At 74.2% G+C, this 23,236-nt stretch carries 20 protein-coding genes; 12 read left to right on the top strand and 8 right to left on the bottom strand.

Features of this window, described 5'->3' with window-relative positions; all coding sequences use genetic code 11:
* Positions 1-114: 114 nt before the first annotated feature.
* The 3 genes from WIS52_RS30230 to WIS52_RS30220 form a co-directional block, all read right to left on the bottom strand.
* Positions 115-603, bottom strand: coding sequence for a GNAT family N-acetyltransferase (locus tag WIS52_RS30230; protein WP_349301833.1), 489 nt, complete (start codon positions 601-603; stop codon positions 115-117).
* A gap of 7 nt (positions 604-610) precedes the next feature.
* The gene (locus WIS52_RS30225) at positions 611-1,885 is read right to left on the bottom strand and encodes a cytochrome P450 (RefSeq protein ID WP_349301832.1); all 1,275 of its coding nucleotides are present in this window, start codon (positions 1,883-1,885) and stop codon (positions 611-613) included.
* A 193-nt stretch (positions 1,886-2,078) separates the two neighbouring features.
* A complete protein-coding gene (locus tag WIS52_RS30220) occupies positions 2,079-4,229 on the bottom strand; it encodes a malate synthase G (RefSeq protein ID WP_349301831.1) in 2,151 nt (716 codons plus the stop codon).
* 183 nt (positions 4,230-4,412) lie between these two features.
* On the opposite strand from WIS52_RS30220, the gene WIS52_RS30215 reads away from it, so the two are divergent.
* The 5 genes from WIS52_RS30215 (at position 4,413) to WIS52_RS30195 (ending at position 11,749) form a co-directional block, all read left to right on the top strand.
* Positions 4,413-5,867, top strand: coding sequence for an FAD-binding oxidoreductase (locus tag WIS52_RS30215; protein WP_349301830.1), 1,455 nt, complete (start codon positions 4,413-4,415; stop codon positions 5,865-5,867).
* 35 nt (positions 5,868-5,902) lie between these two features.
* On the top strand, positions 5,903-7,066 hold the full coding sequence (locus WIS52_RS30210; RefSeq protein ID WP_349301829.1) for an FAD-binding oxidoreductase: 1,164 nt from the start codon (positions 5,903-5,905) through the stop codon (positions 7,064-7,066).
* Positions 7,067-7,136: 70 nt separating this feature from the next.
* On the top strand, positions 7,137-8,486 hold the full coding sequence (locus WIS52_RS30205; protein ID WP_379612087.1) for a (Fe-S)-binding protein: 1,350 nt from the start codon (positions 7,137-7,139) through the stop codon (positions 8,484-8,486).
* 145 nt (positions 8,487-8,631) lie between these two features.
* Positions 8,632-9,945, top strand: a complete 1,314-nt coding sequence (locus WIS52_RS30200) for a uracil-xanthine permease family protein (protein ID WP_349301827.1) — start codon at positions 8,632-8,634, stop codon at positions 9,943-9,945.
* Between the two features lie 55 nt (positions 9,946-10,000).
* The gene (locus WIS52_RS30195; protein ID WP_379612062.1) at positions 10,001-11,749 is read left to right on the top strand and encodes an L-lactate permease; all 1,749 of its coding nucleotides are present in this window, start codon (positions 10,001-10,003) and stop codon (positions 11,747-11,749) included.
* A gap of 41 nt (positions 11,750-11,790) precedes the next feature.
* Here the strand turns inward: WIS52_RS30195 and WIS52_RS30190 are convergent, their stop codons facing one another.
* Positions 11,791-12,372, bottom strand: a complete 582-nt coding sequence (locus tag WIS52_RS30190) for a hypothetical protein (RefSeq protein WP_349301826.1) — start codon at positions 12,370-12,372, stop codon at positions 11,791-11,793.
* Positions 12,373-12,817: 445 nt separating this feature from the next.
* On the opposite strand from WIS52_RS30190, the gene WIS52_RS30185 reads away from it, so the two are divergent.
* On the top strand, positions 12,818-12,967 hold the full coding sequence (locus WIS52_RS30185) for a hypothetical protein (protein WP_349301825.1): 150 nt from the start codon (positions 12,818-12,820) through the stop codon (positions 12,965-12,967).
* Between the two features lie 54 nt (positions 12,968-13,021).
* On the opposite strand, the gene WIS52_RS30180 is transcribed toward WIS52_RS30185, so the two are convergent.
* Both WIS52_RS30180 and WIS52_RS30175 read right to left on the bottom strand, forming a co-directional pair.
* Positions 13,022-14,800, bottom strand: a complete 1,779-nt coding sequence (locus WIS52_RS30180) for an L-lactate permease (protein WP_349301824.1) — start codon at positions 14,798-14,800, stop codon at positions 13,022-13,024.
* 108 nt (positions 14,801-14,908) lie between these two features.
* Positions 14,909-15,895, bottom strand: coding sequence for a thiamine-phosphate kinase (locus WIS52_RS30175; RefSeq protein ID WP_349301823.1), 987 nt, complete (start codon positions 15,893-15,895; stop codon positions 14,909-14,911).
* 100 nt (positions 15,896-15,995) lie between these two features.
* Here WIS52_RS30175 and WIS52_RS30170 point away from each other — a divergent pair, with 100 nt between their 5' ends.
* Complete coding sequence (locus tag WIS52_RS30170; protein ID WP_020627802.1) at positions 15,996-16,232, top strand: Lrp/AsnC family transcriptional regulator; 237 nt, start codon at positions 15,996-15,998, stop codon at positions 16,230-16,232.
* 29 nt (positions 16,233-16,261) lie between these two features.
* Positions 16,262-16,783 (top strand): DUF3515 domain-containing protein, encoded by a 522-nt coding sequence (locus WIS52_RS30165; protein ID WP_349301822.1) that lies wholly within the window; start codon positions 16,262-16,264, stop codon positions 16,781-16,783.
* Between the two features lie 10 nt (positions 16,784-16,793).
* Here the strand turns inward: WIS52_RS30165 and WIS52_RS30160 are convergent, their stop codons facing one another.
* A complete protein-coding gene (locus WIS52_RS30160; RefSeq protein WP_349301821.1) occupies positions 16,794-17,876 on the bottom strand; it encodes a D-alanine--D-alanine ligase family protein in 1,083 nt (360 codons plus the stop codon).
* A 98-nt stretch (positions 17,877-17,974) separates the two neighbouring features.
* Positions 17,975-19,411, bottom strand: a complete 1,437-nt coding sequence (pdxR, locus tag WIS52_RS30155; RefSeq protein WP_349301820.1) for a MocR-like pyridoxine biosynthesis transcription factor PdxR — start codon at positions 19,409-19,411, stop codon at positions 17,975-17,977.
* A 66-nt stretch (positions 19,412-19,477) separates the two neighbouring features.
* Between pdxR and WIS52_RS30150 the strand changes: the two genes are divergently transcribed.
* The 4 genes from WIS52_RS30150 to WIS52_RS30135 all read left to right on the top strand — a co-directional run bounded on the left by WIS52_RS30150 (position 19,478) and on the right by WIS52_RS30135 (position 23,232).
* Positions 19,478-20,143: a pyridoxamine 5'-phosphate oxidase family protein gene (locus tag WIS52_RS30150; protein WP_349301819.1), complete on the top strand. Its 666-nt coding sequence runs from the start codon at positions 19,478-19,480 to the stop codon at positions 20,141-20,143.
* A gap of 92 nt (positions 20,144-20,235) precedes the next feature.
* Complete coding sequence (locus tag WIS52_RS30145) at positions 20,236-21,252, top strand: mechanosensitive ion channel family protein (RefSeq protein WP_349301818.1); 1,017 nt, start codon at positions 20,236-20,238, stop codon at positions 21,250-21,252.
* Between the two features lie 39 nt (positions 21,253-21,291).
* Positions 21,292-21,675, top strand: a complete 384-nt coding sequence (locus WIS52_RS30140; protein WP_349301817.1) for a globin — start codon at positions 21,292-21,294, stop codon at positions 21,673-21,675.
* 180 nt (positions 21,676-21,855) lie between these two features.
* Positions 21,856-23,232: a coiled-coil domain-containing protein gene (locus WIS52_RS30135; protein ID WP_349301816.1), complete on the top strand. Its 1,377-nt coding sequence runs from the start codon at positions 21,856-21,858 to the stop codon at positions 23,230-23,232.
* Positions 23,233-23,236 lie beyond the last annotated feature (4 nt).

Below are 23,236 nucleotides of genomic sequence, written 5' to 3'. Positions count from 1 at the left end.
GCGGCGAGCAACGCCATTCGGAACGATCGGCCGACCACCGGCGGGGGCACGCCGGCGACGCCGCGGTCATCCTATCGGCGCAACCAGACGTTTCGCCCGCCACCGTACCGAGGCTCACTCCGCCAGGGGCTTGCAGAAACACCGTGAGCGAAGATCGTTTCGGTAGGCACCGAAGTTCGGCATCGGGTGGTACCCGCTCGCGGCGTAGAGCCGCATCGCGTCCGGCTGCTCCGTTCCGGTCTCGAGGATCGCGCGCCGCCGGCCCGCGACCGCGGCGGTGCGCTCCAGCTCGGCCAGCACCGTCCGCGCGTGTCCGTGTCCGCGCGCCGACGGCACGACGTACATCCGCTTGATCTCCGCGTCGCCGTCGCGGACGGCCGGGTCGCCCGGGTCGGCGTCCACGGGGCGCCAGGCGCCGGACGCGACCGCGCGGCCGTGCTCGTCGTAGCCGATCAGGTAGACCCCCTGCGGCGCGGCGAACTGCGCGACGCCGAGCAGGCTGACGTCGCCGTCGCCGTAGACCTGCCGGTACCAGGCCTGCACCTCGTCGTTCAGGAGCACGGCGTCGGGATGGTCCAGGGCGGCGACACGCAGTTCGAGCACCCGGACATCATCGGTCCCACTCCACGGGCAGCGAGCGCAGGCCACCGGTGAGCACGTCCGCACGCGGCCGCAGCTCCGCCCGCGGCACCGCCAGACGCAGCGTCGGGAACCGGGCGGGCAGCGCGCGGAACACCTCGGTGAGCTCGACCCGGGCCAGGCTCGCGCCGACGCAGAAGTACGGCCCGTGCCCGAACGCCAGGTGGGCCGGCCGGCGGGCGGCGTCGAAACGGTCCGGGTCGGCGAACTCCCGCGGGTCCCGGTTCGCCGCGCCGGGGGCGAGCAGCACCGCGTCGCCGGTCCGGACGCGCACCCCGGCGACGTCGAGGTCGGCGTGCGCGTAGCGCGGCACGCCGCCCGCGGCGCCGCCCGGCGCGGCCATCCGCAGGATCTCCTCGACGACGGCGGCGACCCGGTCCGCCGCGGGCGAGCCGGCCGGCACGTCGTCGGCCACCGCCTCCGCCGCGGGGACGGCCGGCTGCGGCGACGCCGCCAGAGCGGCCCACTCGTCCGGCCGGTCGAGCAGCAGCAGCGTGCCCGCGTCGATCCGGCCGACCGTCGTCTCGTGCCCGGCGAACAGCAGTCCCGAACCCAGGCCCGCGAGCCGGTCCCGCGCCGCGTCGTCGGTGGCGAGCGCGGCGAAGTCGGACAGCACGTCCTCCCCCGGCCGGGTCGCCTTCCGGTCGATCAGCTCGCGCACGTAGCGGTGCAGCTTGACGGCCGAGTCCTCGGCGTGGCCCCGGTCGTCGAGCCGGGACAGGCCCTCGGACCACTCCCGGAACCGGTCGCGGTCGGCGAACGGGACGCCGAGGAGCTCGCAGATCACCAGCACCGGCAGCGGGAACGACAGCGTCTCGTGCAGGTCCACCCCCGGCCCGGCACGCTCCATCGCGTCCAGGCACTCGGCGACGAGTTCGGCGACGTGGCCGGTCAACCGCTGCATCCGCCGTGCCGAGAACGCCGGCGCGAGCAGCCTGCGCATCAGCATGTGCTGCTCCCGCTCGGTCTCCGGCGAGCCCCCCGACGGCCCGCCGAAGATCACCGAGCCGGAGATCCGGGGCGCCCGGTCCGGGTCGGGATGGCTGCGCCCCAGCCGTGGGTCGGCGAACAGCTCGCGCGCCTCCGGGTAGCCGGTCACCAGCCAGGCCACGTCCCCGGCCGGTGTACGCACCGGCGTGACCGGCGCCCGCGCCCGGAGCTCGGCGAACAGCGCGGGCGGGTCGACGACGTCGTCGCGCGGGAAGGGCAGCCGAGGCAGGTCGGCGTCCGTGGTGTCGGCGGTCACACCTGCGACGTTACGCGAGGCAACGCCGGTCGGCGCGGCCCATGATCCTTCTCCGTGGAACCCGGGTGCCGGTCCACCGGCATCCGGCTTCCACGGAGAAGGGTCACCGGCCCGCAACGACGATCGGGCGCCACGTTCCCGCCCCGGCAGGGACAGATCGTGACGCCCGATCGGGGCGTACGGAGTAGCGGCGTCAGGCGTTCGCCTTGGCCCGCTGCCGCCACTGGGTCAGCGTGCGTTCGGTGTACCCGTTCGGCTCGGTCGCCCCGGTGAACACCAGCTCCAGCGCGGCCTGGAACGACTCGCTGCCGTCGAGGTCCTTGGCCATCGGCGGGTAACCCGGCTCGCCGGCGTTCTGGTCGTCGACCACCGCCGCCATCCGCGCGAAGGTGTCCCGCACGGTCGCCTCGTCGACGACCCCGTGGGCCAGCCAGTTCGCGAGCAGCTGGGCGGAGATCCGCAGCGTCGCGCGGTCCTCCATCAGCCCGACCCCGGACAGGTCCGGCACGGTCGAGCAGCCGATGCCCATCCCGACCCACCGCACCACGTAGCCGAGGATCGACTGCGCGCTGGTCTCCAGCTCGTGGGTGACCTCGTCGGCCGACAGCGCCGACGCGTCACCGAGCGGCAGCTCGAGGAGCTTCGACCGGTCCGCGACGGGGCGGGACGCGATCTCGCGCTGCACCCCGTGCACGTCGACCCGCAGATAGTGCAGCGCGTGCAGGGTGGCCGCGGTCGGCGACGGCACCCAGGCGCAGTTCGCGCCCGCCTTCGGGTGCCCGACCTTCTGCTCGAGCATCTCGGCCATCGCGGCGGGCTTGGCCCACATGCCCTTGCCGATCTGCGCGGCGTGCGAGAAGCCCGCGGCGAGCGCGACGTCGACGTTGCGGTCCTCGTACGTCTGCAGCCACGTCGTCGACTTCATGTCGCCCTTGCGCAGCACCGGGCCGGCCTTCGAACAGGTGTGGATCTCGTCGCCGGTCCGGTCCAGGAACCCGGTGTTGACGAAGATGACCCGCTGCGACGCCTCGGCGACGCACGCGGCGAGGTTGACCGAGGTCCGCTTCTCCTCGTCCATGATGCCGATCTTGAGCGTGTTCGCGGCCAGCCCGAGCGCCTCCTCGACGGCGGCGAACAGCTCGACGGTCAGCGCGACCTCCTCCGGGCCGTGCTGCTTGGGCTTGACGATGTAGACGCTGCCGGCCCGGGAGTTGGTGTGCGGCCCCTTCCCCTGCAGGTCGTAGAGCCCGGCGACGGCGGACACCAGCGCGTCGAGCACGCCCTCGGCGACCTCGGTGCCGTCGGCGGTGCGCACCGCGTTCGTCGTCATGTGGTGGCCGCAGTTGCGGACCAGCATCGTCGAGCGCCCGGGCAGGGTGAGCTCGGAGCCGCCGGGCGCGGTGTAGGAGCGGTCCGGGTTCACCCGGCGGGTGACGGTCTTCCCGCCCTTGTCGAACTCGGCGACCAGGTTCCCGGTGAGCAGCCCGAGCCAGGTGCGGTAGGCCTGCGCCTTGTCCTCGCCGTCGACGGTGGCGACCGAGTCCTCCAGGTCGACGATCGTGGTGATCGCCGACTCCAGCACGATGTCGGCGACGTCGGCGTGGTGCTGCTTCCCGACCCGTGCGGTCGGGTCGATGGTCAGCTCGAGGTGCAGGCCGTTGCGGGCGAGCAGGACGGCGGCGCGACCGGCGTCGTCGGCGGGACGGAAGCCCTTGTACTGCGCCGCGTCCGCGAGCCCGACGGTGCCGTTCGCGGTGTCCGCGACGAGGCCGTCGGTCCCGGCCCGGTAGGCGGTGACGTCGGCGTGCGAACCGGTCGCCAGCGGGAAGAGCTCGTCGAGCAGCTCGTCGGCGGCGGTGATGACCTGCGCGCCGCGGCGCTCGTCGTAGCCCGTGGCGAGCTCGCCGGACTGCGGGAGCGCGTCGGTGCCGTAGAAGGCGTCGAACAGCGAGCCCCAGCGCGCGTTCGCGGCGTTGAGCGCGTAGCGCGGGACGGTGGACGGGACGACGAGCTGCGGTCCCGGGATCTCGGCGATCTCCGGGTCGACCCGGTCGACGGCGATGCGCACCGACGACGGCTCGGGCGCCAGGTAGCCGAGGTCGGTCAGGAACTTCTCGTAGTCGTCGCGCGATCCGGCGCCGTGCTCGGCGTGCCAGGCGTCGATGGCGGCCTGGATCTCGTCGCGGCGGGTCAGCGCCTGCGCGATCTTCGGCGCGAACCGCTCCTGCAGCTGCGCCACTGTCGACCAGAAGTCGGCGGCCGTCACGTCGACGTCGGCCAGGAGCTCGTCCTCGACGAACGACTTCAGGTGCGGGTCGACCTGCAGCCCGGCGCTGTCGGCCATCGGTGACCACCCTCTCTGTGGTGTGCGGAAGCTGGCTCATTTCTACCAGTGGATTATCTTTTCCGCATCATGGAAGCTGTGTGAAGATCACCGTCGGCGCCGGACAGGCGATCGGCCACCGTGCCGACGTACCCTCGCGTGAGCCCCGCCACGCCTGACGCACCGAGCCGGAGGAGTGCAGAGATGCCCCTGGACGCGCCCGTCCGCGAGGAGTTCGTCGCCCTGCTGGGCGCCGCGGACGTGATCGACGACCCGGTCCGCACCCGCGCCTACGAGTGCGACGGCCTGACCGGCAACCGGGTGGTCCCCGAGCTGGTGCTGCTCCCCCGCGACGCCGACGGCGTGGCCGGGTGCGTGCGGATCTGCGCCCGGCACGGCATCGCGTTCGTCGCACGCGGGGCGGGCACCGGGCTGTCCGGGGGCGCGCTGCCGGTCGCCGACGGCGTGGTGATCGGGCTGAACCGGCTGAACCGGGTGCTGGAGATCGACCCGGAGAACCGCCGGGCCGTCCTCGAACCGGGGGTGACCAACCTGGAGATCACCGGCGCGGCGTCGCCGCACGGGCTCTACTACGCGCCGGACCCGTCGTCGCAGCAGGTCTGCACGATCGGCGGGAACGTCGCGGAGAACTCCGGCGGCGCGCACTGCCTGAAGTACGGGTTCACCACGAACCACGTGCTGTCGATGGAGGTCGTGCTGCCGGACGGCTCGCTGGTCACCCTCGGCTCGGACTCGGCCGAGCAGTCCGGGCCGGACCTGCGCGGGGTGTTCCTCGGCTCGGAGGGCACCCTCGGCATCGTCACGAAGATCACCGTGCGGCTGCTGCGCACCCCGGAGGTCATGCGGACGCTGCTGGCCGACTTCCCGTCGGTCGCCGCCGGCGGGCAGGTGGTGTCCGACATCGTCGCCGCCGGGATCGTGCCGGCCGCGGTGGAGATGATGGACGCGCTGGCGATCGAGGCCGCCGAGGGCGCCACCGGGGCGGGCTACTCGCTGGACACCCCCGCGGCGCTGGTCGTCGAGCTCGACGGCACCGTCGAGGAGTGCGACGAGCAGTTCGCGCAGGTCAAGGAGATCTGCGATGAGCACGGCTGCACCCGGCTGCACGTCGCCGCCTCCCCCGAGGAGCGCGCGAACATCTGGCGGGGCCGCAAGGCCGCCTTCGCCGCCGTCGGCCGGATCTCGCCGGACTACATCGTGCAGGACGGCGTCGTCCCCCGGACCCGGCTGTCCGAGGTCCTGGAACGGATCGAGCGGATGGGGAACGAGGCCGGGCTGCGGGTCGCGAACGTGTTCCACGCCGGCGACGGCAACCTGCACCCGCTGGTGCTGTTCTCCGCCGCCGACGGCGAGACCGAGCGCGCCGAGGACCTGTCCGCCGGTATCGCCGAGCTCTGCGTGGAGATGGGCGGGTCGCTGTCCGGCGAGCACGGCATCGGCACCGACAAGGCCTGCTCGATGCCGAAGATGTTCGGCGAGGACGACCTGGCCGTGATGGACCGGATCCGCTCCGGGTTCGACCCGGAGCACATCTGCAACCCGGGCAAGCTGCTGCCGACGCCGAGGCTGTGCGGCGAGAAGCCCGGCCGCTACCGGCCGCATCCCCTGGAGGAAGCGGGCCTGATCGACCGCCTCTGACGCCCGCGACGCCACCACCGAAAGGCCCCACACCCATGACCCGCGCCGCACCCACCACGCTGCGCCCCACCTCGGCGAAGGAGGTTCGGGACGCCGTCCTGGACACCCCCGGCCGGCTCGCGATCACCGGCGCCGGGACGGCCCGCGACTGGGCCGGTCGCCTCGGCGAGGTGGACGCCACGATCGACCTCTCCGCACTGTCCGGGGTGATCGCCCACAACCCCGGCGACATGACGGTGTCGGTGCACGCCGGCACCCCGATGCGGAGCCTGCAGGACGAGCTCGCCGGGCACGGCCAGCGGCTCGCCCTCGACGCTCCCCGGGCCCGCCGCGGCGCCACGGTCGGCGGCCTGCTCGCCACCGCCGACGCCGGCCCGTCCGCGCTGGTCTACGGCGGGATGCGGGACCTGGTGATCGGCACGACGACGGTGCTCGCCGACGGCACGATGGTCCGCAGCGGCGGGCACGTGATCAAGAACGTGGCGGGCTACGACGTCGCCAAGCTGATGCACGGCTCGTACGGCACCTTCGGCGTCGTCGTCGAGGTCGTGCTGCGGCTGCACCCGGTACCGAAGGCGAGCGCCTGCGTCGCCGTCGACGGGCCGGTGGACGCCGCCGCCGGGCACGTCGCCGCGCTGATGGCCAGCCCGCTGGAGCCGATCGCCGCCGAGTGGCTCTCCGGCGACCCGGGACGCCTGCTGGTCCGCCTCGAAGGCGGCGAGAAGACCCTGCCGGCCCGGGTCGAGCGCGTCGTCGAACTGCTCGGCGAGGATGCCCGCGAGGTCGACGCCGGGGAGTGGGACGCGCACGCCGCGCTCACGGCCGGCCTGCCCGGCGAGGGCGGGACCGGCTCGCCCGCGCACCCGGCGGCCGCCGACGCGCCGGACGGTGCCGTCGTCCGGATCGGGTGTGCGCCCCGCACGCTCCCCGGTCTCGTCGCCGCGCTGCCCGCCACCGCGGTCACCGCGGGCCTGGCCACGGGTGTCGCCACGGTGACCGTGCCGGGTGCGTCGGTCGGCGAGGTGCACGACGCGGTCGCCGCGGTCGGCGGCACCAGCGTGCTGCGCGACCGCCCCGGCACGCTCGACGCCCCCGCCTGGGGCCCCGCCCCGTCCGCACTGCCCGTACTGCGCGCGATCAAGGACCGGCTCGACCCGGACGCCCGGTTCGCCCCCGGCCGCTTCGACCCCTGGATGTGAGACTCCCGTGACGAGTACCGCGAACGAGCCCGGGACCGAGGGCACACCCGCCGGTTCGGCCGAGACGAAGATCCCGCAGACGGCGCCCAGCGCGTTCGACGACGTCCACCCGCCGCAGCGCGAGCTGCTCGACGACTGCGTCCACTGTGGCTTCTGCCTGCCGACCTGCCCCACCTACGTGCTGTGGGGCGAGGAGATGGACTCCCCGCGCGGCCGGATCCTGCTCATGGACCTGGCCGAGAAGGGCGACATCACCCTCGACGGCCCCTTCACCGAGCACATCGACGCCTGCCTGGGCTGCATGGCCTGCGTGACCGCCTGCCCGTCCGGGGTGCAGTACGACAAGCTGCTCGAGTCGGTGCGCCCGCAGATCGAGCGCAACGTGCCACGCTCGAAGGCCGACAAGCTCTTCCGCGACGCGATCTTCGCGTTGTTCCCCTACAAGCGCCGGCTGCGGGTGGCCGCGCTGCCCGGCGCGCTCTACCAGAAGCTGCGCGCCGTCCCGGCCATCCGGAAGCTGGCCGAGAAGCTGCCCGGCCGGCTCGCCGCACTGGAGTCGCTGCTGCCGCCGGTGTCGGTGCGCGAGGCGTTCGCGACGCTGCCGGTGCACACCCCCGCGGTCGGCCGCCGACGGGCCCGGGTCGCGCTGCTCACCGGCTGCGTGCAGGACGTGTTCTTCCACCGGGTCAACGAGGCCACCGTGCGGGTGCTCTCCGCCGAGGGCTGCGACGTGCTCGTCCCGCGCGACCAGCAGTGCTGCGGGGCCCTCGAGGTGCACGCCGGGCGCGAGGAGTCGGCACTGGACCGGGCCCGGCGCACGATCGCGCGCTTCGAGACCCTCGACGTCGACGCCGTGGTCACCAACGTCGCCGGCTGCGGGTCGTCCATGAAGGACTACGGCCACCTGCTCGCCGACGACCCGGAGTGGGCCGACCGCGCCGCCGCGTTCTCCGCGCGCTGCCGCGACGTGCACGAGGTGCTCGCCGACCTCTACTCCCGCCCCGAGTCCGACGACGGCGGCCCCCGCGCCCCCCGCACCCCCGTCCAGGGCCGGGTCGCCTACCACGACGCCTGCCACCTCGGGCACGCCCAGGGCGTCCGCTCCCAGCCGCGCGAGGTGCTGCGCACGATCCCCGAGGTCGAGCTCGTCGACATCGCCGAGGCCGCGCTGTGCTGCGGCTCGGCCGGCATCTACAACATGATCATGCCCGACGCGGCCGGTGAGCTCGGCGAGCGGAAGGCCGCGAAGATCCGGGACGCGCGCCCGGACGTCGTCGTCACCGCGAACCCGGGATGCCTGCTGCAGATCGCGAAGTACCTGCCCTCCGAAGACGGCGGGGACACCCCGGACCTGCCGCTGCTGCACCCCGTCCAACTGCTCGACGCGAGCATCCGCGGGGCGGCGGTGCCGCACCGGTAGTCACGGGCGGTCAAGGGCACACGGCACGAGTTCCGGCCGTCCGGTTCGGCAGACAGTCACACCCTTGCGGACGGGTGACCAGCGGTTACGTCGTCGTGACGCAGGGACGGGACGGTGATCCCCCAGCAGAGGGGACTGATCGCCGATGACCGCGACCGAGCCGACCACGCTCCAGACCGATCCGGACCGGATGCCGCCGTGGAAGGAGGCGGTGCCGCTCGGGCTCCAGCACGTGCTCGCGATGTTCGCGAGCAACCTGACCCCGGCGTTCCTGCTGGCCACGGCGGTGGAGGCGACGCCCGAACAGCGCACCCTCCTCGTGCAGGGTGCGCTGCTGTGCGCGGGCCTGGCGACCCTGCTGCAGACGATCGGGGTCTCGATCGTCGGCGGCCGGCTCCCGATCATGATGGGCTCGGGGTTCGTCTTCATCTCGGTCGCCGTGCCGCTGGCCGCCGAGCGCGGGCTCGCGGCGGTGTGGGGCGCGGTGCTGGTCACCGCCGTCGTCCAGGTCGTCATCGCGCTGAACATCCACCGGATCGCCTGGATGTTCCCGCCGCTGGTCACCGGGACGATCATCCTGGTGATCGGGCTCGGGCTGCTGCCCTCGGCGCTCACCCTGTCGGCGGGCGGCGCCGCCGCCGACGACTTCGGTGCGGCCGGGCACCTGGGTCTGGCCGCGTTCGTGCTGGTGCTGGCGGTCGTGCTGAACCGGTGGGGCCGGGGCCTGCTGGGGACCGCGGCGGTGCTGATCTCGCTGGTGATCGGTTACCTGGTCGCGCTGGCGCTCGGCCGGGTGGACCTGGCCGGTGTCGGCCCGGCGGGCTGGGTGGCGGTGCCGACCCCGTTCGCGTTCGGGCTGAGCTTCGACGTCGTCGCGATCCTGACGATGGCGGTGGTCGGCGTCGTCAACATGGTCGACTCGGTGGGCACGGTCAACGCCGTCACCCAGGCCGGGGCCCGGCGTCCGGCGAGCCGCCGTGAGCTGCGCGGCGGGATCCTCGCCGAGGGCGGCAGCGCCGCACTGGGAGCGATGTTCTCCGCGCTGCCGACCACCATGTTCAGCCAGAACATCGGGCTGATCGCGCTCACCCGGCAGATGAGCAGGCACGTGGTGACGATCGCGGCCGGCGTCCTCGTCGCGATGGCGTTGCTGCCCAAGGCCGCCGCGGTGATCGGCGCGACACCGCCGGCCGTGCTCGGCGGCGGGGTCGTGCTGCTGTTCGGGATGGTCTGCGCGATCGGCATCCAGATGCTGACCACCGACGGCCTGGACCAGCGCGCGTTGGTGATCGTCGCGCTGTCGGTCGGGCTCGGCCGGGGGCTGGCGAGCGTGCCGGACCTGCTGGACGTGCTGCCCGGCCAGGTGCGGCCGCTGCTGGAGTCCGGGGTCGTCGTCGCGGCGGTGGTGGCCGTCGGGCTGAACCTGGTGCTGCCCGGGAGGGCGCTGCCGCGCTCGTGAGTGGTTGTCGCGGCTGGGACCGCGACAACCACTCACAAGTGCCACACTGCGGTGCATGCTGCAACGGTCAATGGTGTCCGTGGTGCTCCAGGTCCCGCCCTACCAGCAGGACCCGCAGGCCGTGGCCGGCTCGCTCGTCGCCTCCGCGCTGGTGTCGGTGCTCCCGCTGGCGACGGTGTTCGTGCTGCTCGGCGTGTTCCGGTTGAAGGCCCAGTGGGCCGCGCTGTCCGGGCTGGTCGTGGCACTCGTGGTCGCGGTCGCCGGGTTCGCGATGCCGGTCGGGCAGTCGCTGCTCGCCGCCGCGCACGGCGCGTTCTTCGGGCTGTTCCCGATCCTCTGGATCGTCGTGAACGCGTTGTGGGTCTACAACATGACGGTCGCGACCGGGCACTTCGACGTGCTGCGGCGCAGCTTCGGCTCGCTGACCTCGGACCGGCGGACCCAGGCGATCCTGATCGCGTTCTGCTTCGGCGCGCTGCTGGAGGCCCTCGCCGGGTTCGGCGCCCCGGTCGCGATCACCGCGGTCATGCTGATCGCACTCGGGTTCGACAAGCTCAAGGCCGCGGTGCTGGCCCTGGTCGCGAACACCGCGCCGGTCGCGTTCGGCGCGATGGGTGTCCCGGTGATCACACTCGCGCAGGTCACGGCGCTGCCGCTGGACCAGGTCGCGTCGGTGGTCGGACGGCAGACCCCGCTGCTGGCGCTGTTCGTGCCCCTGCTGCTGGTGTTCCTGGTCGACGGTACCCGCGGGATCCGGGAGGCCTGGCCGCCCGCGGTGGTCGCCGGCGTCGTGTTCGCGCTCGGGCAGTTCGCCACGTCGAACTTCGTCTCGGTGGAGCTGACCGACATCGTCGCGTCGCTGGCCGCGGCGCTGGCCGTCGTCGGGCTGGCGCGGCTGCAGCCGCACGCGGTGTGGGCGGCCCGGCGGACGACGCCGGTCGCCGCCGTCGCCGGGACCGGTGACGGCGGCCCGGGTGGCGACGCCGGACGGGGTGGAGCCGGCGGCTCCGATGGTCCCGGCACGTCCGGCGGGGCGGACGGAGCGGAACGCGAACCGCAGGACTCCCCGCGCGACGTCCGCCTGGCCTACCTGCCCTACGTCGTGATCGTCGCGGTGTTCGCCGTCGCGCAGATCCCCGGCCTCAAGGGCGCACTCGACTCGCTGAAGCTGGCCTTCACCGTGCCCGGGCTGAACGTGCTGACCCCGCAGGGCCGGCCGTCCAGCACGATGTCGTACTCGCTGACCTGGCTGTCCACCGCCGGCACGCTGATGGTCATCGCCGGCGTGATCGTCGCGGTGCTGCTGCGGGTCGGTGCCGCCCGCGCGCTGCGGGTCTGGGGCCGCACGGTGTACGACCTGCGGTGGGCGATCGTGACGGTGGCCGCGGTGCTGGCGCTGGCCTACGTCATGAACGCGTCCGCGCAGACGACGGCGATCGGCCTGCTCATCGCCGGCGCGGGCGCCGCGCTCGGGTTCCTCTCCCCCGTGCTGGGCTGGTTCGCGACCGCCGTCACCGGGTCGGACACCTCGGCGAACGCGCTGTTCGGGTCGCTGCAGGTGACCGCGGCGAACGGGGCCGGGCTGCCGCCGGAGCTGCTGGCGGCGGCGAACTCCTCCGGTGGCGTGCTGGGCAAGATGCTCTCGCCGCAGAACCTGACGATCGCCTGCGTCGCGGTCGGCCTGGAGGGTCAGGAGGGGACGCTGCTGCGCCGGGTGCTGGGCTGGAGCCTCGCCATGCTGGTGGTGCTGTCGGCACTGATCGCGCTGCAGGCGACGCCGGTGCTGGGGTGGATGCTGCCCTGACCCGGTCCGTCCGACGTCCGGCCAGTACGTGCGACTTGCGGTCAGTACGTGCGACGACGGCGGCGGCGCACGACCCCGCGGCGCGCCCTCCGCCAGGCGCTCGGGCCGACCGCCCGGCGGACCGCGCCGGGACCGGCGTCCTCGGCGGGCACGGCCGCGGCGATCGGGTCGCCCCGACCGGCGGACGCGTCCGGGGCCTGCTTCGAGCCGACCGGGACGGGACCGTGGCCCTCCGGAGCTTCCGGGTCATCCGGACCGACCACGCCGTTGCCGAACGGGCCGGCCGCTCCGTGGCCGACGGGGCCGACCGCTCCGTGGCCGACGGGGCCGACCGCTCCATTGCCGTGCGGACTTTCCGGGGCCTCCGGCAGGTCCGGCGGGCCGGCCGCATCGCCCTCCGCCCCGCACCCGTCCGGCACCGGACCGGTCGCGACTCCGTCGGCGTGGCCCGCCCCGCGCAGCAGCCGCCCGAGATCAGCACGCAGCGTGACGATCTCCCACTTCCGCAGCGTCTGCGCCCGCTCCAGCCGTTCGAGCCGGCGGTGCGCGAGAACGAGCAGCACACCGGCGGTGATCCACCCGGCCAGAGCGGCCCAGGCCACCACCGCCACCACACCCGACACGACCGCTCCGCTCCCCGCCCCGGTTCGGCCGGGGCGCACTCACGGTAGCCGGAACGCGCGCGACGCCCGGTCCTCCGGGGGCGGGCCCCCACCCCGACCGGGTGGCGACGGGTGCTCGCTAACCTGGACCGCGACCCCGCCCTCCGCGTTCCCCGGGCGCCGGGCCGGCCACGGCCGGTCCGCTCGGGCGTGCCGTGCGTCACCGCACGTTCCGGCACCGCCCTCTCCGGGCATCCGGGGCGCGGGCGTGTCGACGACACCCGCGCGACGAGCCACGCGTGGGTCCCCGGTGAGGAGGCTGGACGTGCTGCAGTACCCCGGTAACGGAGCAACGACTCTCGGCGATGGACCGGCCGTGGAGGAGAAGTCCCCGAAGCCGAGCCCGCACCCCCCGAGCCCTACCCCGCGCAGTTCCGCCCGGCACTTCCCGCCGACCCTGGTCGCGATGGACCCGCCGACGATCCCGGCGACGGCCCTCACCGCGCCGCCCGCGGAGTTCCGCCACTTCCCGGTCCCGCAGCGGTCCGAGCCCGGCCACCCGTCGCTGCGCCGCAGGCTGCGGCAGATCCTGTTGTTCTGGCGCCGCGGCGCCTGAGCCCGGCACGACGGCGGGCCGGTCACCCCTCGGTGACCGGCCCGCCGTCCGCGTTCAGCTGCGCGGTGCGGTCGCGTCCGGCATCGACCGCTTCATGCCGACCACGGCCGCGGCCAGGGCCACCAGCAGCAGCACCAGCAGCGACGTGCCGAGGTTGAACCCGACGCCGTAGATCATCACGAAGGCGAGCCCGCCGGCCAGCAGGCAGTAGTAGGTCGTCGGGATGATCGTCATCCGGATGACGTCGCCCTCCCTGCCGAGCAGGCCTACCGTCGCCGAGGCGGCCACGACGTTGTGCACGGTGATCATGTTCCCGGCCGCGCCGCCGACCGCCTGGACCGCGACGACGGTCTCCGGGGACACCCCGATGTTCTCCGCGGTCGCGAACTGGAACAGCGAGAACGTCAGGTTGGACACCGTGTTCGACCCCGCGACGAAGGCGCCCAGCGCCCCGATCCACGGGGCGAGGATCGGCCAGGCCGGCCCCGCGATCGTGGCCGCGCCCTCGGCGAGGGTGAGCGGCATCGACGCCAGCCCGGTGTCGTTGAAGTCCGGCCCGGAGTTGATCAGGATCCGGACCAGCGGGAGCGCGAACAGCAGGGCCACCGCCGCGCCGGCGAGCTGCTTCGCCGAGACCGCCCAGGACGTCCCGATCTGCCGTCCGGTCATCCGGTGCAGTCCGTAGGTGATCAGGCAGGCCACCAGGAACACCGCGCCCGGCGAGTAGAGCGGCTGCAGCGTCTCGTCGATGCCGGTGCCGAGGATGTCGCTCGGGCCGACGGTCACCCCGCTCAGGAAGTCCTTGACCGGTTCGACGGTACGGGTCAGCACCAGGATCGCCGCGACGATCACGTAGGGCGACCAGGCCAGCCAGATGCTCATCCGCGCGCCGGCGACCGAGGTGTCCGGCTCGATGGTGCCCGTCCAGCGGTCCAGCCAGCTCTCCCGCGGCGGGAAGTCCCAGGTCTGCTTCGGCATCAGGAAGCCCCGGCTCGAGGTGAACATCACCAGCGCGAGCCCGATCAGACCGCCGAGCAGCGACGGGAACTCCGGTCCGAGCAGCGCCGCGACGAGCACGTAGGGCACCGTCATCGCGAACGCGGCGTAGATCGCGAACGGCGCGACGCCCAGACCCTCGGCGAAGCTGCGGTTGGCGCCGAAGAACCGGGTCAGCAGGCACACCATGAACAGCGGGATCAGCGTGCCGGCGATCGCGTGCAGGACCGCGATCTCGAGACCGATCGAGGCGAGGTAACCGGCCTGGTCCAGGCCCAGCAGCGCGGTCCGCGCCTCGACCTCACCGGACCCGGCGAGGCCCTGCCCGACACCGGTCAGAACCGGTGTACCGGCCGCGCCGAAGCTCACCGGTGTGGACTGGATGACCATGCCGACCAGCACGGCGCCGAGCGCCGGGAAGCCCAGCGCGAGCAGCAGCGGCGCGACGACGGCGGCCGGCGTCCCGAACCCGGACGCGCCCTCGATGAAGGACCCGAACAGCCAGCCGATGATGATCGCCTGCACCCGGCGGTCCGGACTGATGCTGGTGAATCCGGCCCGGATCGTGGCCAGCGCCCCGCTCTGGGTCAGGGTCTGCAGCAGCAGCAACGCGCCGAAGATGATGTAGAGCAGCCCGATCGCGATGATCAGGCCCTCGATCGTTGCAGCCAGGATGGTCGTGGTGTTCATCCCCCAGACCAGCGCTCCGACGAGGGCGGCGGCGACGAATCCCAACGGCATCGCGTACTTGGCAGGCCAGCGCAGGCCGACGAGCAGGATCGCGACGACCAGGATCGGTGTCAGTGCGAGCAGGCTGAGAACGCCCAGGTTGTCCACGGTGACATTCCTCTGAGAGACACGGGCACCACGGGACGAAAACCCCGGCGGCGCACGAACATCCGGACCCTGTCAGCAGGACCGGATCATCGCAAGAGCCGAACGGAATCAATATTTCGCGAAGTGGAGCCACCCGGCGTCGCCCTCGTGGACCTGACCGTCGACGGTGACGACCGGTCCGTCGTCGCCCGGGTGCTCGACGGCCCCGATCTCGGTCCAGCCCGCCGGGAGCTCGCCGTCCACCGGGAAGGTGGCGACGAGCGCGTGGTCCTCACCCCCGGTGAGCAGCCAGTCCATCGGGTCGACGCCCAGCGCCGAGCCGATCTCGGCCAGCCGGTCGGGCACCGTGAAGGCCCGCGAGTGCAGCCGCACCGACACCCCCGAGGCCCGCGCGACGTGCCCGAGGTCGGCCAGCAGCCCGTCCGAGACGTCGATCATCGAGGTGGCGCCGGCATCCGCCGCCCGGGGGCCCTCACCGTAGGGCGGGGCCGGCACCCGGTGCGCGTCCACGAGCGCGACCGGCGAGCGGAACCCGCGTCCCAGCACCGCCAGGCCGGCGGCCGACCAGCCCAGCCGGCCGCAGCAGGCGACCCGGTCACCGGGCCGGGCCCCGGAACGCAGCACCGGCGCGCGCCCCTCCAGCGAGCCGAGCGCGGTCACCGACAGCACCACGACCGGCCCGGACGTCAGGTCCCCGCCGACGACGCCGGCCCCGACCGCGGACGCCTCGGCCCACAGCCCGTCGGCGAGAGCCTCGGCCCGCGCCGCCGGCGTGGTCGACGGGCAGGCGAGCCCGACCAGCAGCGCCGTCGGCACCGCCCCCATGGCCGCGATGTCGGCCAGGTTCGCGGCGGCCGCCTTGCGCCCGACCTGCTCCGGCGACGACCAGTCGAGCCGGAAGTGCACGCCCTCGACGAGGACGTCGGTGCAGCCGACCACCCGGCCGTCGGCCGCAGCCACGACCGCCGCGTCGTCCCCCGGCCCCAGCAGGGTCGTGCCCGGCTGCACCCGTCCAGCGGTGACCCGGTCGATGATCCGGAACTCGCCCGCCTCCCGGAGTGAGACGCTCGCCTCGTCACCGCTGTCGGACGTCATCTGGGATGGGGTCACGGCTGCCGCCTCCGGTAAGTTCTGCGTCCGATATTCCTGCCGCCAACCATCCGGCAGGTCGGCACGAACCGGAAAGGGGCACGCCGTGGTGCAGGCATACATCCTCGTCCAGACCGAGGTCGGGAAGGCCGCCTCCGTCGCCTCGGAGATCGGCGGGCTGCCGGGGGTCGTCTCCGCGGAGGACGTCACCGGCCCGTACGACGTCATCGTGCGCGCCGAGGCGGACGACGTGGACGAGCTCGGCCGGCTGGTCGTGGCGCGGGTGCAGAACGTCAACGGGATCACCCGCACGCTGACCTGCCCCGTCGTCAAGCTGAGCTGAGAACCGGCGTGGCAGCGGGGGTCCGGCGCGTGTCGCCACCGGTCGCGGTGGCGATCGCGCTGCCCCTGCTGCTCGCCCTCGTCGTCGCCGGGCTCGGGATCTACAGCCGGGTCACCGCCGGGCCGGACACCGGCCCGCTCACCCTGGCGCCGCTGCCGGCGCCGCAGGCCGGCTCGGCCGGGTGCGACGCGCTCGTCGCGGCCCTTCCCGCCGAACTCCCCGGCGACGCCGCCCCGCTGGAGCCCCGGGAGCTCGACCCGGCCGCGCCCGGGGCCCGCGCCTGGGCCGCCGAGCCGGAACCGGTGGTGCTGCGCTGCGGCACCGAACGGCCGCCGGAGCTGGGCCCGTCGTCGCCGCTGATCGTGGTGAACGGGGTGGACTGGCTGCCGCTGCCCACTCCGGAGGGCGCGCTGTCCACCACCTACGCCGTCGTCGACCGGGACGTCTATCTCGAGCTGACGGCCCCGGCCGAGACCGGGCCCGGCCCGCTGCAGGCCGTCTCCGACGCGGTCGTGGCGCAGCTGCCGGCCCGTCCCGTCCAGGTGCGGTAGGCGCTGTGCGCTAGCGCAGGCCGGTGCCGCGGGCCAGCGCGGTCTCGACCATCGTGGACAGCAGCTCGCCGTAGTCGAGGCCGGTGACCGCCCACATCTTCGGGAACGCCGAGGTCGGGGTGAAACCGGGCATCGTGTTGACCTCGTTGACGGTGATCGCGCCCGTCGCGTCGTCGACGAAGAAGTCGACCCGGGCCAGGCCCTGCACGTCCAGCGCGCGGAACGCGGTGACCGCCTGCGCGCGCACCGACTCGGTGACCTGGTCGTCGAGCTTCGCCGGGATGTCCAGTTCGGACGTGTCGAGGTACTTGGACTCGAAGTCGTAGAACTCGCCGTGGTAGCTGAGCTCTGCGGGCAGGCTGGCGCGGACGCTGCCGTCCGGGAACTCCAGGACCGCGCACTCGACCTCGCGGCCCGGGACGGCCGCCTCGACCAGCACCTTCGGGTCGTGCTCGCGGGCGTGCGCGATCGCGGCGTCCAGCGCGGCGGGGTCGGTCACCCGGGTCACGCCCATCGACGAGCCGGCGCGGGCCGGCTTGACGAACAGCGGCAGCCCGAGCCGGTCGCGGTCGGCGAACCCGATGTCGGTGCCCGGGCGCAGCACGACGCCCTCGGCCACGTCCAGCCCCTCGGCACGCAGCAGCTTCTTGGCGAACTCCTTGTCCATCCCGACCGCGGAGGCGAGCACGCCGGCCCCGACGTAGGGGACGCCCGCCATCTCCAGCAGGCCCTGGATGGTGCCGTCCTCACCGAACGCGCCGTGCAGGATCGGGAAGACGACGTCGACCCGGCCCAGCGCCTCGCCCGCCGCGCCGCGGTCCAGCCGGACCAGGCCCCGGCCGGGCTCGCCGGGCAGGACGAGCGCGTCCGAGGAGCCGTCGACCTCGGGCAGCGTGCGGCCGGAGATCGCCAGCTGCTGCGGGTCGCCGGGGCCGAGCACCCAGGCCCCGTCCCGCGCGATCCCGACCGGGACGACCTCGAAACGCTCCGGGTCCAGGTGGGTCAGCACACTGCCTGCGGACACGCACGAGATGGCGTGCTCGGAACTACGGCCGCCGAAGACGACGGCGACCCTCACCCGGTCGGAGCTCATGGCCCCCGAGGGTAGGCGCCATCCCCGTGGCAACCTCCGCTCCCCCGCCCCGTGCCCCGACTCATGACGCTTTAGCCCGGCATGACCGGGCTAAAGCGTCATGAGTAGAAGGCGGTTGCGGGGCCAGTGGGGCTCGTGAGGCGGGTGAGGGCGGTGGTCAGGTCCGCCCGGGTGCCCGCGGCGTAGCCGAGAACCACGCCGGACGTCCGCGGCGGGCCCTCGTGGTAGCCCGCCAGCCCGCGCACCCCGACCCCGGCCCGGGCCGCCGCGGCGACGATCTCCTCTTCGGCCCCGGCGAACCCCCGCACGACCAGGTGCGCCCCGGCCGGGTCGCCGTGCGCGGCCCAGCCGGCGGCCGCGACGGCGTCGAGCACCAGCTCGCGGCGCTCCTTCAGCTCGCGCCGCAGCCGCCGCAGGTGCCGGGCCAGGTCACCGTGCGCCGCGAGGGCCGCGAACACCCGCTGCCCGGCCGGCGACGGCCGCGTCCCGGTCCGCGACCGCAGCTCCCGCCACGCCGTGCGGACCGGTTCCGGCGCGACCGCCCAGCCGGCGCCCAGCGTCGGGCTGACGATCTTGCTCGCGGTCCCCAGGTGCACGACGTACCCGGGTGCCAGCGAGGCGAGCAGCGGCAACGGGGCGACGTCGTAGCGGAGCTCGCCGTCGTAGTCGTCCTCGATGACGAGCAGGTTCTCCGCGCGGGCCCGCTCGACCAGCGCGACCCGCCGGGCGGCGGCCATCCGCACCGCGGTCGGGAACTGGTGCGCCGGCGTGGTGTAGACGGCCGCGCAGCCGGCCGGGATCGCGTCGACGACCAGCCCGTCGTCGTCGACCGGGACGGGGGCGATCACGCATCCGGCCGCGCGCAGCGCGCTGACGGCGCGCCGGTAGCCGGGCTCCTCGACCGCGACGACCGCGCCGGGCGGCAGCAGCCGGGCCAGCTCGGCGACGGCGGCCGAGGTCCCGGCGGTCGCGAGGACGTCGTCGGCGCCCGAGGCCAGCCCGCGGTGCCGCAGCAGGTGCTCGGCGACGGCACCCCGGAACTCCGGTAGCCCGCCGGGCCGGGGGCGGTCGTCCGCATCGGGGTCGGCGGCGGCGCGCCAGGCGCGCCGCCACATCGCGCGGTCCAGGGCCGCCACACAGGGCCGGCCCGGGTCGAGCACCCACCGCTCCTCCGGCACGCCACCCCGAGCCGCCCCGCCGCTCCGCCGAGCCCCGCCGAGATACGGCCCAGCGGACCCCGGAGATCGAGAACTCCCGCTGCTCCGTATCTCGGCGGTTCCGCGGCCGGGAACCGACGTCACATAGGTGCCCGAGCCGACCCGGCCGGCGACCCAGCCCTCGGCGAGCAGCTGGTCGTAGGCGGCGGCCGTCACGGTGCGGCTCAGCCCGAGCGCCGTCGCCAGCGCGCGGGTGGACGGCAGCCGGTCCCCCGGCCGCAGCGTCCCGCAGGCCGCGGACGCGCGCAGACCGTCCGCGAGCTGCACCGCCAGCGGGGTGCGCGACGCCCGGTCGAGCGCGATCGGCGGCACGTCCATCGGCCCTCCCGTTCCGGTCCGTAGTGGCCGTTCCAGGATGCCACTCGACGCGCGAGCCTGATCGGCGTGAACCTCTCCGCCACCGAACGCAGCACCCTCGGCCGCAAGCCCGACCGCGCCGCCACCGACCGGGCGGACCTGCACGCCGTCCTCGACGAGGGCTGGGTCTGCCACCTCGGCGTCGTCCGGGACGGCGCCCCGGTCGTCCTGCCCACCGCCTACGGCCGCGACGGCGAGACCCTCTACCTGCACGGCTCGACCGGTGCCCGCTACCTGCGCGACGACGAGCTGCCGTGCTGCGTGACCGTCACCCACCTCGACGGGATCGTGCACGCGCGTGCCGTCATGCACTTCTCGATGAACTACCGCAGCGCCGTCGTGCACGGGGTCGCCCACCGCGTCCACGACCCGGAGCGGCACCTGCACGGACTGCGCACGATCATCGAGCACCTCACCCCCGGCGCGTGGGACCACGCCCGACGCCCCTCGCGGCGCGAGCTGGCCGCCACCGCGGTGTTCGCGCTGGACCTCGGCGAGGCCTCGGTGAAGACCCGCAGCGGCCCGCCGTCCGACGACGAGGCGGACGTCACCGCCGATCTCGCCTGGGCCGGCGTCGTCCCGGTCCGGACCGTGACCGGCTCCCCGGAACCCGCTCCTGACCTGGGCGGACACCATCGGTTGCCGGCACACCTCGACCGCGCCGGGGACCCGGTCGATCACCGGTACGGGTGACGTAGCCTCGTCCACCGAGGACGCCGGGCACCCCCGTTCCCCGGGCGGTCCCGCGCCGGTTCGGCACTCCCCGATGCGCCCGAGGAGGACGCGTGCCCATCGATCCGCCGGTGTCGTTCGACGCCGCCGCGCTGATGCCCGCCTGTGCCGAGGACGCCGGGTCCTGGTGTGCCGTCTTCTACGACTGGACGCACAGCGACTTCCTCGCGCGCTCCGCGGACGTCATCGTCGACCGCACGGTCTCGATCACCGTGATCGTGGTGCTCGCGGTGCTGCTGCGCTGGCTCGCGCACCGCGGGATCGCCCGGCTGGTCGCCGGGGCGACCGAGGGCCGGTTCACCACGATGGTCGGGCGCGTCCGGCGGTCCGGGCGCGCCGACGACGCGCCGGACCGGTCCGGCGCCCCGCCCGGGGTGCAGCGGCGGATGCAGCGGGCCCGCACCATCGGCTCGGTGCTGCGCTCGATCGTCTCGGCGGTCGTCCTGCTGGTCAGCGTCATGATGATCATGAGCGAGCTCGGGTACCCGCTCGGGCCGCTGCTGGCCGGCGCCGGCGTGCTCGGCCTGGCCATCGGTTTCGGCGCGCAGAACCTCGTGCGCGACTTCCTGTCCGGCATGTTCATGCTGCTCGAGGACCAGTACGGCGTCGGCGACATCGTCGACCTCGGCGAGGCCGTCGGGACGGTCGAGGCCGTCGGTCTGCGGATCACCACGGTCCGCGACCTGCAGGGCACCGTCTGGTACGTGCGCAACGGCGAGATCCTGCGGGTCGGGAACATGAGCCAGGGACACGCCGTCGCGGTGATCGACCTCCCGGTCGCGCACAGCGCCGACGTCGAGGAGGCCACGAGCCTCGCCGGCCGCACCGCGGCCGAGCGGGCCGCCCGCGACGACATCGCCGGCGATGTGCTGGAGACACCGCAGGTCCTCGGCGTCGACAAGATCGGGCCGGAGGGGATCACCCTGCGGATCACGGTCCGGACCAGCCCCGGCCGGCAGTGGGCCGTGCAGCGCGCGCTCAACGGCGCCATCACCGACGCCTTCGACGACCACGGCATCCCGCGCCCGATGCTGTTCCCCGCCGGACCGGCGATCCAGAAACAGGGCTGAGACCCGGGAGCACGGCCGGGGAGTGCGACGATGGCGTCCGTGAGTGCACCGCAGAACTTCTACGCCGAGGTGGGCGGCGCCCCGGTCTTCCACCGGATCGTCCGCCGCTTCTACGAGCAGGTCGCCGAGGACGAGGTGCTGCGACCGCTGTACCCGGAGGAGGACCTCGGCCCGGCCGAGGACCGGCTGCGGATGTTCCTGGAGCAGTACTGGGGCGGCCCGCGGACCTACTCCGACCAGCGCGGGCACCCGCGGCTGCGGATGCGGCACGTCCCGTTCAGGATCGGCCCGATCGAGCGGGACGCGTGGCTGCGCTGCATGCAGGTCGCCGTCGACGAGGAGAACCTCTCCCCCGAGCACCGCGAGCAGCTGTGGAACTACATGCAGTACGCGGCGTTGAGCATGCAGAACTCCGAGTTCTGACCAGCGTGTCACCTGGCGTGCACGGTGCGCCGTCGGTCATGCGGCCATATGGATGATGTTGGAGATTGGGCGACACTGACGCCGGCGGTCGTCGTGACCGAACGCGTACGCCCTCGTTGAACGGGACGTCGCCGCGGGCACTCCGGGCGGCATGCTGTCACCCGTCTGGGGGGTTCTCTCGTGAGCGCATCGCCCTCGCCGTCGTCGTCCGGTCCGGAGCGTCCGGATCCGGTGCACGGCGGCGTGTCCCGGCACTCCCGCCGGGCCGCCGCGCCGGACCGCGGCACGCCCGAGGACGGCGCCTGGTTCACCGTGGTCCTGCGTGGTTACGACCGGGCCGAGGTCGACACCCGGCTGACCGACCTGGACCGGCGGATCCACGACGAGATCCGGCGTGCCGAGTCGGCCGAGTCCGCGCTGTCCGCGGCCCGCGCGCACGTGCGACGGCTGCAGGAGCAGGTCGAGGCGGCGACCACCGAGCGCGGCGGCGACGCCGGGTTCGGACGCCGCGTCGAGCGCGTCCTGCAGGCCGCGGAGCAGGAGGCCGCCGAGCTGCGCGACCGGGCCACGGCCGAGGCCGAGGAGATCGTCGAGCGGGCCCGCGCCGAGGCCGACGAGCGGCGCACCCGGACCGAGGAGGCGCTGCTCGGCCGGGCCGCCACCCTGGACCGCGAGTTCACCGCGCGCAGCACCGCGATGGACGAGCGCGAGACCGCCGTCGACCGTCGCGAGCAGGATCTCGACGACCGCGAGCAAGGCGTCGAGAAGCGGGTCCGGGTGGCCGTCGAGGAAGCGGACCGGATCGTGGTCGCCGCCCGCACCGACGCCGACGACGTGCTCACCGCGGCCCGTGACGAGGCCACCGCGGTGCGCCGGGACGCCGAGCGGGACGCGGCCGACCGCCGCGCCGGCGTGGTCCGGGACGTCGAACGGCTCGCCGCGCTGCGTGACGAGGTGCGCACCGAGCTGACCCGGGTCCAGCGCACGCTGTCGGCCGAGCTGGCCCGCGAGCCGGTCTCCGCGGCGCTCGACGACGCCCTCTTCGGCCCGTCACCGGCGTCCCGGGCTGAGGCCGAGCCCGGCGACACCGGCGCGGTCGCCACCGTCTCGACGCTGACCCCGGCGCGGGGCTCGGCCACCCGCTCGGCCCGCGCTCCGCAGGACGGCGCCGGGACCGACCGCACCGCCGAGGGCCGCGGCACCCGCCCGGACACCGCGGACCGTTCCGGACCGGCCGTCGACGCCGGCGATCCGGCCGGCGACTCCCGCGACGACTCCCCCGCCGGCGGGGACCGGGACACCCCGCCCGGCACGCTTCTCGCCGGGCCGGGTCGCCGTGACGCGACCGCCTCGGGTGGCTCCGCCGACGAGGACCCCGAGAACACCACCATCGGGTACATCCCGCCGGTCTCGCTGACCTCGATCGGGGTACTGCCGTTCGGCGAGCTCGGCACCGGGCGCGACAACGCCCGGACCAGGACGGACGGGGTGAACGGTGCGTCCCGGACGCACCGGGGGCCGACCCGGGGTACGGGCCCCGGGCGGCGCTCGCGATAATCAG

The sequence above is a fragment of the Pseudonocardia nematodicida genome (genome assembly GCF_040105385.1).
Lineage (GTDB): Bacteria > Actinomycetota > Actinomycetes > Mycobacteriales > Pseudonocardiaceae > Pseudonocardia > Pseudonocardia nematodicida.
Note: the sequence above shows the minus strand (reverse complement) of the source record. Positions and strands in the feature narration are given on the sequence as shown.

Coding starts and splice junctions, on each gene's coding strand:
- WIS52_RS30210 (WP_349301829.1), top strand. CDS start 5,903: ATGACCCGCGCCGCACCCACCACGCTGCGCCCCACCTCGGCGAAGGAG.
- WIS52_RS30195 (WP_379612062.1), top strand. CDS start 10,001: ATGCTGCAACGGTCAATGGTGTCCGTGGTGCTCCAGGTCCCGCCCTAC.
- WIS52_RS30185 (WP_349301825.1), top strand. CDS start 12,818: ATGGACCCGCCGACGATCCCGGCGACGGCCCTCACCGCGCCGCCCGCG.
- pdxR (WP_349301820.1), bottom strand. CDS start 19,411: ATGGACGTGCCGCCGATCGCGCTCGACCGGGCGTCGCGCACCCCGCTG.
- WIS52_RS30175 (WP_349301823.1), bottom strand. CDS start 15,895: ATGACGTCCGACAGCGGTGACGAGGCGAGCGTCTCACTCCGGGAGGCG.
- WIS52_RS30220 (WP_349301831.1), bottom strand. CDS start 4,229: ATGGCCGACAGCGCCGGGCTGCAGGTCGACCCGCACCTGAAGTCGTTC.
- WIS52_RS30160 (WP_349301821.1), bottom strand. CDS start 17,876: ATGAGCTCCGACCGGGTGAGGGTCGCCGTCGTCTTCGGCGGCCGTAGT.
- WIS52_RS30200 (WP_349301827.1), top strand. CDS start 8,632: ATGACCGCGACCGAGCCGACCACGCTCCAGACCGATCCGGACCGGATG.
- WIS52_RS30215 (WP_349301830.1), top strand. CDS start 4,413: ATGCCCCTGGACGCGCCCGTCCGCGAGGAGTTCGTCGCCCTGCTGGGC.